We start from the raw sequence: 13,109 nt of genomic DNA, 5'->3' as shown, positions 1-13,109 counted from the left end.
CGCAGCTTCTCCAGGGGTTTCCGGCTCCGCGCGCAGATCGAACCATGCCTTTGTCGGACATTGCTGTGCCGCAAGCCACGTCGATTTCGTAATCATCTCTCTCATCAGGAGCTCCTACGCCCGGACGTTCCACCAAGCCAATGTTATGCGGAATCAGCGCAGCCAGTATTACATGCGCCCGAACATATCCTAAGCAATTCGAGGTAGTTGATTTGTCCAGCGGGTGATAAAACAGTCGAGAGCATATAGGCCTCGTAGCGGGCCGCTAAAGGAGATTCAATGCCGAGTAGGACCATCAAGAGCCTCATGGCGGAGATAAATAACGAGGACGCCGAGGGCGGCGGCTTGTGGTTGCCAAATATCCAGCGGCTCTTTGTGTGGGATGAGGACCAGATCGAAAAGCTTTTTGACTCAATCATGCGCCAGTATCCCGTCTCCTCCATGATGATATGGAAGACGCGTGACGAACTCCGTCACCGTCGCTTTATTGACCAGTACCACGACGATTTCGATCTCAAGAGTCTTTACCGGCCGACCAACAAGAAACTGAAAAAGCTCGTTCTCGACGGACAGCAGCGTTTGCAGAGTCTCTTCATCGGCCTCAAAGGATCCATCGGTGGAAGGGAGATGTATTTTGATCTTCTCAGCGGCGACGCAAAACTGCCCGAAGAAATTAGCTTCAGATTCTCATTCAAGGAAAAAGACGAGATCGAGTGGCCTTGGGTCCGATTTGGCAACCTTGTTTACTCCAAGAAGCTTGCCGACGAGATCGCCGAGGACATTATCAGCAAAGCCAAAGTTCAATTGTCGAAGGAGGAACGCCGCCTCATTACGCGTAATATAGCTCGCGCGAAAAAGGAATTGGAGGTCACTGAGAACCTCCTGTATCAGGAGCTTGACTCGACAGATGAAGACAACACCTATGAGTTTGATGACGTAGTGGAAATTTTCATTCGCGCCAACTCAGGTGGGACAAAGCTAAACAAGTCCGATTTGATGTTCACACTCTTGATCTCTGAATGGAATCTCGCGGACATTGAGATGAATGAATTCCTCTCCGATGTGAATGACAATCGCTTCGCGTTTGATCGCGATTTCATTCTCAAGAGTGCGATGTCCATTCTCGATCAGGGAGCTAAATATGATGTCGATAAGCTTCGAAATGACGAGCTTCGGCAATCGATCGCCTCAAACTGGAAACGCATCACTGACTCCGTCCGGTTTGTGCGGGACCAAATCGTCGAGAAAACATTCATACGCTCCGACAAGGCGCTTACCTCATATAACGCACTCATTCCACTCGTCTATTTCCACTACCATTACGGTAAGGAATGGAAAAATATCGGTCCTATCAGGGATTACCTTCTTCGTGTCCTTCTAACTGGCGCATTTTCGGGCCGGCCTGACACCTTGATCGACAAGCTCACATCGAAGATCAAGGTGGATCAAGCGTTTGAAAAGAGGGGAATATTCAGGACGATCGAAGAGAACAGGAGGGATCTTCGTATCTCTCAGGCGTCACTTTGGGGCATGGGTTACCAAAGCGGACAGATACATCTGCTGTTCAATCTCTGGTATGACACAAACTACCGCCCCGCCCTGGATGGGCACCTTCCGCAGGTCGACCACATTTTCCCGCAAAGTCTTCTCAGAGCCGAAAAGGCGAACAAATCCGCATCGGGACGCAAAATCCAAAAATACTCTTCCGGGGAAATCAATCAGCTCGCGAACTGCATGCTGCTCACCGCTAACGAAAATGGAGCCAGTCAAAAGCGCGACATTCCACCCTCCGAGTGGTTTGCTAATAAGGATGCCACATACCTCGCACTTCATTGCATTCCAACAAAGAAGAGCTTATGGAAGCTTGAAAATTACGAAGCGTTCATCTCTGCTCGAAAGCAGATGATTGCCGAGAAATTTGAGTTCTTGCTTTTGGATGACCCCGAATAGGGGGTTGATCCACTGTCGTTCTCGATTGGGATTCGAATGATATTAGCCACCTTTCGGCTCAAGTGTCTCGAAGACCAGCTTACGCAATGTGCGAACCTGTCTAGCCGGTGAGCTCGTCGAGTCTGGTAACCTTCCGCGCCGCGTTCGCGTCGGACACCCAATGTTCGGCAGCGGTCGCCGTTCCACCTCGTTGTAAACCGTGTCTCCCGTCTGTTTGTAACGCAAGTGCTAAGTACGCTAAGTCTGTATGTCTTTTCTAGAGCCTGCACCTTTTCCATTTCATCTGAACTGACTTCGACATTGAGTTTATGGCGACCTTATCGATATTCCACTCTTTCCGGGAATGGCCAGTGACTGGTGAGTAGAACAAACGTTATCCTGATGAAGTCAACTTTCTTCACCATGCGTGATCGTGGGCAGTCATAGTGCAGTCATTCGGAAAGCGGCAGTTCCCAACATCCATGACATATGAGATCAACGTCAGCAGCATCCCCCAAGAATCATTTCGACTTCTCATCCGAACAGGTGCTGCCAGCAGTTGTACGGGTAAGACACCACAGTGGGTCACCGATATCGTCGCAAACGGAGTTGAGCTCTACTTAGAAGACGTGATGACGCAAGCGGGCAGACACTTCGCTGATCGCGTTAACAGCCAAGCCATTACGGGGGGTACTCCTAGACAGCGGGCGATGGCGTTGGCATGGGCGATTGGCGCGATGGTCAATCCATATGTTGATGGCGACCTACTGTACGTTGAAGACCCCGGCGACCCAGATGTGAAGCGTCTCTGCTCTGAGATCTTCGGTGTAGGCTTGGGACTCGAGATGTTGCGAGTGGCTCAGGTCATAGACGCGCGTACGCTATTTAAAGTGGCAAGTCGTTTCGATTTCGAAGCATACGGCCCGTCCGGCGGAAGACTAGTTCGCATCGAAGCAAAGGGTACTTTCAACAACGCGTCTTCAAGTAGACAAAGGGTCTCCATAGCAGCCAAAATCCAAGCACTCGCAGAACCGAAACGATATGATCGGGCCATCGGACTCATTAGTTCTTTGTGGACCGTAGACCGGCAAAGGATCTTTGATATCGAGATTACTGATCCAGAACGTGGTGCAAGAGACCACTTCGACGAAGCGACCCGACAAGTCATACGGTTCTATGCTCGCAGGTTCGATGATGCGGTCGGCAAGCGGGAGGGATCGGAGCTTCTTATGCAAGTTGCCGATGATCCGCAACTCATGCAGAATCATTCCCAAACCCTAGATGATTTATTCGGCACCGATGCTCGTCCAAGCCGACGCTTTTGGAGGGCTCAACTGACAACAATTTACGATGGCAAACGCCAACGTTTTTTGGGATCGTTTTGGGAACGGAGCATACTTCCAATCCCGCTATCACTGGATGCTCGAGATGACGAAAACGTCCAGGCTTACATGGCGGTAGACGCCCGTATTCTGGAACTAATCCGCGCTCGCGATTTTCGCGGACTGCTTGACTACAAGCCCTTATATTCGGGAATCCTGAAAGCTGAGGGCGATCAGTTCCGCGCAATTTTTCATCTCGACTCATACGGTATTCTGCGTGGTTTGGTCACGGGAGAGTTGCCGCTGTCAGTCGATCTGAGTCCTGGAAAGGCCTGAGGTCGTCCTTTGTGAGTGATGCGATTCGGCCACCACGAGTCGAATGTGTCTCGTCCGGATGGATCACCAGCGGCCCGATGCTCTCATAACCCGCCGCATATTTGTTTGCAGAAATCCGTGCGATGCCTGCGGCATCGGGTTGAGGCTGACACATCACCCCCAACTGGGAACTGTGGAGCAACCGCGCAGCGAGCATTCTGTTTACGTGGGTGAACGCTTTTAGAATCTGTAGCATCGCTGTTTGCACGAATCGTTACGCTGATTGTGCGGTTGCTCCAGATCGCGCGATGTAAACGCAGATCGCACGTCAGCGTAAACAGATTGATTTCGCGGGGCTTGCGCACTTCAGCCAAAATCAGCCAATTGACGCAGGAAGCTGACTGGGAGCAAGCTATTTGTAAGGCGAGGTTCCCCATGAGCCCTCTCGTCAACGGTTCTCCGGCGGCTTCCAGCGCTTCGGAAAGCGCTCAGGAAAAGCCCGGCTTCCGCACCAAAACCATCGCGACAAGGATCACTCCGGAAGAGCTTCGGGAGGTTGAAGCGGCTGCCGAGAAGAACGGCAAGACGCTCGCGGTATGGCTGCGGGAGCTTGCCCTGAACGCCGCCCGAGAGCGCCCTGTCGACCCCACGGAGTTGTTGCTGGCGGAGATTTCGGCGCTCCGTTTCATGCTCCTGAATCTCTTCCATGCGTCGGCCTCGGCGCAGAGCGAAGGCACGTATCTGCTGCCAGAATCTGTCATCAAAATCCGGGACAAAGCAGAGGCGAGGAAGCTGGCCGACGCCCGCAAATTGCTCACTGAGTTCATTGCCGGAGAGGGCGGAACCGGAGGGCAGAAATGAGCGTCGGAGCGATGCGTTTTCCCAGCCGGGGAAGATGGCTCCTGTGGCTGATTTTGTTCTTCGTCCTGGGGCCGTTTCTGGTGATTCTTCCGGCCTCGCTGTGGCTCGGCTGGACCATGAATCCCGTCCAGACTTTCTACCTCGGAACCTACGCCACATGTTCTACGCTGGGCGGCTACCCCGGCGCGATGACCACCGTTCGCTATGCCGAGAAGACGGCTGCGGGGCGGAAAGCGGAACCGCTTTTGCCCGAGGATGCGGTAAAAGGGCCGAACCCGAAACAGCCTCTCGCACTGAGTTCAAAAGCAATATCAGAAGGCTGGCGTGGAGTCGAGATTAAACCTTCAGGGAAAGTCCGTGCGAAGGAGTTGCAAGCCTACCTGAGGGACACAATCTACGACGGCGATCCTGCATGGCTGATCTTCCTCCGACCAATGCTTTATCTGACGGCGTTGGTGCTCTCCCTGCACCTGCTGTGGCTCTTCTTTGGCCATAAACTTCGCGTCAGCCGCAAGCACGAGCAGCGTCATGGACGGCCTACCAAAGGCCCTGAACTTCTCATCGCACTGCGCGGTTCCAGCGATGGCGGTATCCGCTTCCAGATGGAGCGCGAGGGAACGCTCGGGCGGTTCCTGCCCGCCCGCAGCTTTCATATCCCGCGACGGCTGGAGTCCAGCCATGTCCTGCTCATGGGTGACACGGGCTCGGGTAAAAGTTCGGCCATTCGCCAGCTCCTGCGTCAGGTCGAAGACAGGGGCGAGAGCGCTATCGTCTATGACCCGGCAATGGATTTCCTCGGCGAATTCTACAGCCCTAGGAGAGGTGACCTGATCCTGAATCCGCTCGATCAGCGCTGCCCTTACTGGGCGTTGGGTGATGAGATCGACCGGCCCGAGACAGCCACCACCATCGCCTCCGCGATGTTGCCGGACAAAGAGTACGAGAAAGCCTTTTTCACCGATGCCCCTCGCCGAGTGCTTGCATACTTGCTGCGAAAAGGGCCTCAACCCCGAGACATCCTGCGGATGATGGCCGATCCGCAGAGCATCGATGAAGTAGTGAAAGGAACGCCACTCGCGGCCCTGCTCCATCCCGGTGCACCAGCCCAACGTGCCGGTGTGCTGTCCAGCCTGAATATGGTGGCCGACAGCCTGGAACTATTGCCGGAGTGGGAGTATCCACCAAGAAATTTCGCGACCTCCGAGTGGTACACCGAACGCAAACGCTGGGTATTTCTGACCTCTTCTCCTGCCTATCGGCAGAAGGTCCTGCCGCTGCATTCGGCATGGCTCGACCTCTTTATCCTGCGCATGATGGGATATTGCGAAGACCCAGCGGTGAAGCCGGTATGGTTCGTGCTGGACGAGTTGGCGAGCCTCAATAAACTCCCTCAGCTTCATACTGCTGTGACTGAAAATCGTAAGTATGGCAATCCCGTCGTGATGGGCTTGCAGGGACGTAGCCAGATGGAGAAGCGCTACGGCCAGGATGCCGAAGCGATGCTGTCCCAGCCTGCGACCAAGATATTTTTGAAGACTTCGGAACCCCGCGCGGCGAAGTGGATCTCCGAGGCCATCGGCGAAATCGAAGTGGAACGTCTTAAGGAATCTCGCAGCACGGGTTTGCTTCGCTCGAAAAAGAGCTTCGCTATGGAGATTGCCACCAAGCCGCTCATCATGGCCTCCGAGATAGGTGGGCTCGGACCGCTCACAGGCTTTATCAAGCTGGAGAATCATGTCGTACCAGCGAGGTTTCGGCTGGCGAAGAAACAGAACAGGCAGCCGGAGTTTCTGGAACGGACCAGAGAACAGCCGCCGCCCCGCAAAACAGACGCCGTGAAGACATCGGTTCCTGCCAAGGCTGCCGAAACCAAGAAGCCCGTGCAGGGAGTTTTGCCGCTGGAGGAAAGGCCCGAGGTGAAGCGGAAAGGGTTCAGTTGGGATGAGAGTAAAGGGATTGAATGAAGAGAAACACATCTAAGCTTGGCTGTTTTGTTCTTATGTGAGCACTCCTACGCCAGCGTGGCATCTGCCTTTGTCTTGCGTTTTTTTGGCACACCGTCCTTCTTTTCCGAGCGGTCGTCAATGAAACCGAACCTGCATTGAGTGTCTTTAAGGCGAAGCGAACGGGCGATCCGCATAAGGCTCACGCGCGAAAACAGCGGGAGATTTTCAGATCTTCTGGCGCTATCTTTATGGGTCACGATGCCGAAGACAACTCTGTAGCGTTTTCCTGCGAGGGGTCTAAGAAACGCGTCTAGGGTGGCCGCTGTCGTCCTCTCTGTGATGAGTTCTCTCAGAGAGGTGAGGCAAGTCTCCTCCAATTTAATGAGCTCTATGGAGTTATTTCCTTGATTGAAAAGATGGCTTAGCTGAGCGGAAACTGTAGACCTCTTGATGTGATGGAACACCGCAAACTCCCCATCGACGGAATAGAGATCACAGGGCTCTATTCGCGTCTGCCCCGGCGGTCCGATGCTTTGCATGTCGAGACAAATGAAGGCTTCGTTGTCGGCAGCGATCGCCTCGTTGTAATGTCCTTCGCTGGTGTGGACAAAATGAGGTAAGGAGATATCCGTCCATAGCGGATCCAGAGCTTCTGAAAGTTTAGTGATATATGAATTTTCGACTCTGTACCACTTACCCTCGGTTAGATGAAATGTTTGAGTTTGATTGTCTAGTTCCGTATCGAAGATCAGACAGTTAACGAGGTTGTAACGCTTGCGAATGTTTCCTTCTTCGTCAGCCAGAACGAGTCCGTATCCGCAAAGTTGGACATAGCTGAGATTTTCCAAGGCCTGTTCGTGGGCCTCAAGATATTCATAGAATTTCGTCATGAAAATGTCCTCATGGTTGAGGCTGCTGCCCGCACCCGAAAATGAGGCTATATACCCTTGATCTCTGTAATCGACCATGTCGGGTACTGTCAGAAAGAGCCCATCACTCTTAACGCGAATGCCTTCGATGAGTTTCTCTCTGAGTCTGTCAATGACAGCAGGGTCTTTCAGCGGCACTATGTTTTCAATGTCTGGGAACGTTGTCCGATAGTTTTGGCTGTTGTAAAACCCGAGAAGTCTCCGGCATAGCGCCAGCAACCCGTTCGCGCCCACATTTGACCGGATAGTGAGACTGCTAGAACCGGTGACGTTAGCAAAGAGCTCTCGGAACTCGGGAAGCACCTTGCCAGTCAGGCTTTTAGGATTGCACTGTTACCGTCGAAGTCGAAATATGTGAGATCGGACCCTATCGGCAATTGGGTTCTTCGGCGAAGTGCCGCGCCCGGATCAAGCGTGTCTGTACTCTTCAGCTCTTTCGGGTCGACGCAATTCAGAGTCACACGTAGCCCAAAGTCATACTCGAAACTTTCGTCACGTAGGCTGTGATGGGCATGGCCAAACGATAATGCAAAGCATCGGTCATCCACCGGCAGAAAAAGCAGGGCGCTCTTGCTCACCTGCTTCAAAACCATCTGAACTCCGAAATAGGACCTCCACCACGGGTCGCTTGGGCTCCCATCGAGAATGAAGAGAGAAGCCCCTTCGGGCATCGTGTTGGTGGATACCTCGGTTAGCTTATGGTCTTCGACTAGACTGTTGCTGGCGTGGTATTCGGATTTGAGAAGATATATGGAGAACGGTCGACTCTTGCTCATTGGGCTCCCGATTTTCTCTGTGTAGTAGGTCTGGCCCCTGAATCATGCGCTCCATTCTAAGCTGATAATCCAGATAGAGTCAGCTCATCGCAAGCATTTGCCAACTTTCGTAAGTGCTCCCTGTAGCTTTCTTTGCTTGTTGTTAGAATCTCTGTATGCTGACGCTCTCCAAGCCGTTGTCAGCGGGCCAGGTACGTTCGTACCATGAGCGGGAGTTTGCGTCGGAGCGGCAGAACTACTGGAGCCGTAACCAGGAAGGCCATAGCGAATGGCATGGTCAGCTTGCAGCAGAGTGGGGCCTCTGCGGTGCTGTAGGTGATGAGCACTTTGCACGGCTGACGGAAGGCCAGCACCCGCTCACCCAAGCGCAGATGGTGAGGCACCAGGTCTCGCGCACCTACGAAGGCAAAAACGGCAAGGCAGTCACCAGCGTCGAGCACCGCGCCGGATGGGACGCAACGTTCTCGGCTCCAAAATCAGTTTCGTTGACGGCACTTGTGGGCGGTGATGATCGGGTTCGAGAGGCTCACCGCGAGAGCGTTCGAGTGGCATTGGGTGAGTTGGAACACTACACGCAAGCACGGATCGGCAACGTTCATGCCCCGGAGACAACAGGCAAGTTCGTAGCTGCGACGTTCGAGCACGATACCGCACGACCCGTCGAGGGCTACGCTGCACCGCAACTTCATACTCATGCTGTCATCTTCAATGTCACCGAACGCGATAACGGACAGACGCGCTCCGTGCAATCGCACGAGCTATACGCCTCGCAGCACTATGCCACATCGATCTACCGTGCGGAACTGGCTTCGCGATTGCAAGGCCTAGGTTATGAGATTGAATCGGGCAAGTATAGGCAGCCGGAGATCAAGGGCTACACGCAGGAATATCTCGAAGCTTCCAGCCCGCGCCGCGAACAAATCAAAGACCATCTTCGGTCGCAGGGACTCGATGGAGCGGGAGCCGCTTAGGTGGCGGCGCATTTCACGCGTGACCGGAAGGAACTGCTCTCGCCGGAGGAAGTATTAAAGCAGCATCGCGATCTGGCCGCGCAGTATGGTCATCAGGCCGATCATGTTGTTGCGCAGGCCAGAGAACGCGGACAGCAACAGGTGCAGGAGCCAGATAAAGCGGCGCAGCGGGCGGTGACGTATGCCCGCGATCATCTCTTCGAGCGCTCCGCCGTCGAAGACCGTCGCACCATCCTCGAAAGCGCCCTCAAGCGCGGGATGGGGGAAACGACCTATAGCCAGGTCCGGCAGGAGTTCGACCGGCGTCTGCAGGCAGGGGAGTTTCGTGGAGCACCAACCTCCGTGCGTGGGCCTCAGATCACGACCTCCGCGATGCTGCGCTTGGAACGCGAGACGGTCCAGCTTATGCAGGACGGGAACAAGCGCGGGTTTGAAGATCCGATGCTGGTGGGACCGGGCATACGCATTGCGACCGAAGATCGTCACCCGGAGTTGAATGTAGCCCAACGTGAGGCGGTCGATGCGGTCTTTCTCGCGCGGGAGAAGATCGTCGGATTGGATGGAATCGCAGGCGGAGGCAAAACGACAACGCTGGCTGTCGTGCGCGAAGGTGCGGAAGCTGACGGATATAAGGTGGAGGGCTTTGCGCCCACATCACGAGCAGCGCAAAAGTTGGGTGAAGCAGGGATCGAGACTTCGACCTTGCAGATGCACCTTGCACGCGGACAGAAGCCCGATACCGGAGAGAAACGCCTGTATGTGCTGGACGAGTCATCTCTGGCTTCGACGAAGCAGATGCACGAGTTTCTGTCCCGACTCCATCCGAACGACCGTGTCCTACTGGTGGGTGATACGCGTCAACATGAGTCCATCGAGGCAGGCCGCATCTTCGCGCAGCTTCAGGACGCGGGTATGAAGACGATCAAGCTCGACGAAATCGTGCGTCAGAAAGACCCGGAGTTAAAGCAGGTGGTTGAGCAGCTTGCCCTAGGTCAGGTCGGAGAGGCCATCGTGGGATTGGAACGGCAGGGCCGGGTGCATGAAGTAAAAGACCCCGCCGAACGCTTCGCGGCAATTGCGCGCGAATATGCGAAGTCACCGGAGAACACGCTGGCCGTCTCGCCGGACAACCGTTCTCGGATTGAGATCAATCAAGCCATTCGTGCTGAATTACAAGACAGAGGTGTTGTTAGCAAAGAAGAGCATCGGATGCAGGTGCTTGTGCCACGGCAAGACCTGACCGGCGCAGATCGCATGTGGGCCGCACGCTATGAGGTTGGCGATATATTGCGGTACAGCCGCGCGTCGAAAGAGACGGGCATTGGTAAAGGCGAGTACGCCCGAGTGTCTGCCGTCGATGCTTCGAGCAACCGGCTCACGGTCGAGCGGAAGGATGGCTCAGAGCAGACCTACGATCCGCGCCGTCAACAGGGCGTCTCGGTCTACCGCGAAGAGGAGCGAGCTTTCTCTATCGGAGATCGTGTGCAGGTCACTGCACCGGCACGGGAGTTGGGCGTTGCCAACCGTGAACTCGGAACGATCGTCAGCATCGGGGACGAGAAGCGCATTGGCTTGAAGATGGAGGATGGCCGGCAGATACAAATGGACGTGAATCAGCATCCGCACCTCGATCATGGGTATGCCGTCACCAGTCACTCCAGCCAAGGACAAACAGCAGAGCGTGTCCTTGTGCATGTGGATACAGAATTAGGTGCTAAGGATTTGCTCAACAATCGTATGGCCTATGTTGCTATTTCGCGCGGAGCCCACGATGCTCAGCTTTTCACCAACGACCGAGAAAAACTTCCACTGGCGTTGGGCCATGATGTTTCCCACCAGAGCGCCCATGCACCGGGGATTGCCAAGTCGGTTCAGCAGCAGGAAATTGCACCGAAGTATGAACACAGCTATGGGCATGGAATCAGTATGTAGTCTGCTCCGATAGGTGCGTGTACGTGGGGAGGAGGCCTCCTCCGCGCTGCGACCGCGTTCCGCGTTCTCCGCTTCCACCTCTGCGGGAGTTTCCATCCCGCAACGCCCTCCCTACAACTCCTGTGCGCTGACACGCACGAATAAGGAAACCAGACCTTCCTAGTGGGCTCTGCCCCCCGCGCTCTGCAAGGCCATTCGCCCTGCGGGTTTTGGCTCCCCCACGCTGCGCGCGGTCCCCCCAAAAAGCTCCGCTCGAAGACCTTTCCGTTTGCTACCCCCTCCTTCGCCAGGTGGCGTTCGGCATGTACATGCCGCGTTTCAACGCGGAAGTGCAAAAGCCAAACCCGAGGAGCCAACATCATGAAGACCATCGCCACAACCAACAACATCGCCACTATCGACAGCAAGAAGCCCACCAACAAACAGGAACTAATCGCCGTCAACATCAAGCTATTGATTGAGCAGTTGGAGGCCGGACACTCCGAAGCCCTTACCAACTACCTCACTGCCATGAGCCGTTTCCATGGGTATTCCTTCGGCAACGTCTTAGAGATTGCGCGGCAGATGCCCACCGCAACCCGCGTAGCCGGATTCTGGACGTGGAAGAACCTTGGCCGCTCTGTGAAAGCCGGACAGAAAGGAATCCGCATCCTTGCTCCCATCGTTGGCTCTCGCCGCAAGAAGGACACCGAAGCGCAAAAAGACATCACCAAGCAGAATGAGCGAATTCTGTTGGGGTTCCGCAACGCTTACGTCTTCGACGTTTCGCAGACTGATGGCGTAGACCTGCCCGCGATGCACGAAGTCTCTGGCAACCCCGGCGAGAACATCGACCGTTTGGCGGCGTTCCTACAGACCAAGGGCATTCAGCTTGTCTACAACGAGAAGATTGCTCCCGCTCTTGGCATGAGCTACGGCGGACGCATCGCCATCCTTCCCGGACAGTCGAAGGCCGAAACCTTCGCCACGCTGGTACATGAAACGGCGCATGAACTCCTTCATAAAAGCGAACGCCGCACCGCGACCACCAAGACGGTACGCGAGACGGAGGCCGAGGCCGTCGCATTCGTTGTCGGCAATGCCGTTGGATTAGTGACGGGTTCGGCGAGTGCGGACTATATCCAGCTTTACCACGGCAACGCATCCTTGCTGGCCGAAAGCTTGGAGGTTATCCAGCAGACCTCCAGTGTCATTCTTGCCGCATTGGAGCCGCCCGTCTCGGAGGAGGAGACGGCCACCACCGAAGTCGCAGAACTGGTGGAGGAGGCGGCATGAAGAAGGACCTGCGCTTGCAGGCTACGAAGAGGCCATAACGGACAAGTGCATTCGAGGCTGAACAGGGCACATCGGTGAGGTTGCGAAGCTGCGGCCTCACCGTGTTTGCGCGCTCATCGCGCGGCAGGGAGAAACCCGCTCGGTTTCTCCTTGCACCCGTTTCCGGCTGCTTTCCGGCCTCCGCTCGCCGGCTGCACGGTAGAGGCCACGATCCGAGGACGTACCGGGTCCGCGTTCTGCGGTACAATCTTGGTATGGCCGAGTGGTGAAATTGGCAGACACAGCAGACTCAAAATCTGCCGAAGGCAACTTCGTGTCGGTTCAAGTCCGACCTCGGCCACCACTTTTAGCCCATCGTGAAATCGAAAGCATTTCCATCCAAAGCTCATTGTCAGACTAGACGCTACCGCGCTGGCTCTGAAGACCGCTTGCTTACTGAAGTGTGTTGCAAGCCATCAGAAGAATGCCTCCAATAATTACCACGGTGCTGGTCCCTGCTTAGGTTGCTACTCATCGACTGTGCGCTCTGGCCGGTTGAGATCGCGACTTTGGTCTAGAAGGCATTCTTCAGGCTAAACGTTACCCTGTCGGAATCCTTGAAGGCCTCTCTGATCGTTGCTTGCAGGTCCGTCCGGAGCGGGAAGTCAAAGGCCGCAAAGGCCTCATCGAGGGTTTCATACCAGCCCGGCTCGGTCCAAAGATTCTCTGGGGTGCCTTCGACCTGGATACGGTACATCTCTTCGCCGTGAGAGTTCGGATGCTCTTGGCGGGCGATTGTTACCTGCTGAAAACTGTCGTTACTCATGTGGCAAGCGTAGCACCGGGTGCGCGCGGTGATGGGCGCCCTCGTGAC

General features: G+C 55.1%; 8 protein-coding genes, 1 tRNA gene and 1 pseudogene. 8 read left to right on the top strand and 2 right to left on the bottom strand.

Going from position 1 to position 13,109, the window contains the following annotated elements; translation table 11 throughout:
- Nucleotides 1-279 precede the first annotated feature (279 nt).
- The 4 genes from OHL19_RS15210 to OHL19_RS15195 all read left to right on the top strand — a co-directional run bounded on the left by OHL19_RS15210 (nucleotide 280) and on the right by OHL19_RS15195 (nucleotide 6,391).
- Nucleotides 280-1,950, top strand: a complete 1,671-nt coding sequence (locus OHL19_RS15210) for a DUF262 domain-containing HNH endonuclease family protein (RefSeq protein ID WP_263358570.1) — start codon at nucleotides 280-282, stop codon at nucleotides 1,948-1,950.
- 461 nt (nucleotides 1,951-2,411) lie between these two features.
- The gene (locus tag OHL19_RS15205; RefSeq protein WP_263358569.1) at nucleotides 2,412-3,587 is read left to right on the top strand and encodes a hypothetical protein; all 1,176 of its coding nucleotides are present in this window, start codon (nucleotides 2,412-2,414) and stop codon (nucleotides 3,585-3,587) included.
- A 414-nt stretch (nucleotides 3,588-4,001) separates the two neighbouring features.
- Nucleotides 4,002-4,427 carry a plasmid mobilization protein gene (locus OHL19_RS15200; protein ID WP_263358568.1) on the top strand — a complete coding sequence of 142 codons (426 nt, stop codon included), beginning with the start codon at nucleotides 4,002-4,004 and terminating at the stop codon, nucleotides 4,425-4,427.
- Entirely contained in the window at nucleotides 4,424-6,391 is a 1,968-nt protein-coding gene (locus OHL19_RS15195) for a type IV secretion system DNA-binding domain-containing protein (RefSeq protein ID WP_263358567.1), read from the top strand. The genes OHL19_RS15200 and OHL19_RS15195 overlap by 4 nt, the downstream gene beginning before the upstream one ends.
- Before the next feature lie 47 nt (nucleotides 6,392-6,438).
- Here the strand turns inward: OHL19_RS15195 and OHL19_RS15190 are convergent.
- Nucleotides 6,439-8,078 (bottom strand): annotated as a pseudogene (locus tag OHL19_RS15190) (DUF6119 family protein).
- 155 nt (nucleotides 8,079-8,233) lie between these two features.
- Here OHL19_RS15190 and mobF point away from each other — a divergent pair.
- From mobF to OHL19_RS15170, 4 genes are all read left to right on the top strand, one after another.
- Nucleotides 8,234-9,049 (top strand): MobF family relaxase, encoded by an 816-nt coding sequence (mobF, locus tag OHL19_RS15185; RefSeq protein ID WP_263358566.1) that lies wholly within the window; start codon nucleotides 8,234-8,236, stop codon nucleotides 9,047-9,049.
- Entirely contained in the window at nucleotides 9,050-10,981 is a 1,932-nt protein-coding gene (locus OHL19_RS15180; protein WP_263358565.1) for an ATP-dependent DNA helicase, read from the top strand.
- Nucleotides 10,982-11,341: 360 nt separating this feature from the next.
- Nucleotides 11,342-12,256, top strand: a complete 915-nt coding sequence (locus OHL19_RS15175; RefSeq protein WP_263358564.1) for an ArdC family protein — start codon at nucleotides 11,342-11,344, stop codon at nucleotides 12,254-12,256.
- A 256-nt stretch (nucleotides 12,257-12,512) separates the two neighbouring features.
- Nucleotides 12,513-12,599: transfer RNA gene (locus OHL19_RS15170), tRNA-Leu, on the top strand.
- A gap of 210 nt (nucleotides 12,600-12,809) precedes the next feature.
- Here OHL19_RS15170 and OHL19_RS15165 read toward each other — a convergent pair.
- Nucleotides 12,810-13,061: a hypothetical protein gene (locus OHL19_RS15165; protein ID WP_263358563.1), complete on the bottom strand. Its 252-nt coding sequence runs from the start codon at nucleotides 13,059-13,061 to the stop codon at nucleotides 12,810-12,812.
- Nucleotides 13,062-13,109: the final 48 nt, after the last annotated feature.

This window comes from Acidicapsa ligni, from assembly GCF_025685655.1.
GTDB classification, from domain to species: domain Bacteria; phylum Acidobacteriota; class Terriglobia; order Terriglobales; family Acidobacteriaceae; genus Acidicapsa; species Acidicapsa ligni.
The sequence above is the reverse complement of the archived record's forward strand: the minus strand, read 5'-3'. Positions and strand labels throughout refer to the sequence as shown.

Excerpts from the sequence above, each read along its gene's own strand:
- OHL19_RS15210 (WP_263358570.1), top strand. The coding sequence starts at position 280 with ATGCCGAGTAGGACCATCAAGAGCCTCATGGCGGAGATAAATAACGAG.
- OHL19_RS15195 (WP_263358567.1), top strand. The coding sequence starts at position 4,424 with ATGAGCGTCGGAGCGATGCGTTTTCCCAGCCGGGGAAGATGGCTCCTG.
- OHL19_RS15165 (WP_263358563.1), bottom strand. The coding sequence starts at position 13,061 with ATGAGTAACGACAGTTTTCAGCAGGTAACAATCGCCCGCCAAGAGCAT.
- mobF (WP_263358566.1), top strand. The coding sequence starts at position 8,234 with ATGCTGACGCTCTCCAAGCCGTTGTCAGCGGGCCAGGTACGTTCGTAC.
- OHL19_RS15205 (WP_263358569.1), top strand. The coding sequence starts at position 2,412 with ATGACATATGAGATCAACGTCAGCAGCATCCCCCAAGAATCATTTCGA.
- OHL19_RS15200 (WP_263358568.1), top strand. The coding sequence starts at position 4,002 with ATGAGCCCTCTCGTCAACGGTTCTCCGGCGGCTTCCAGCGCTTCGGAA.
- OHL19_RS15175 (WP_263358564.1), top strand. The coding sequence starts at position 11,342 with ATGAAGACCATCGCCACAACCAACAACATCGCCACTATCGACAGCAAG.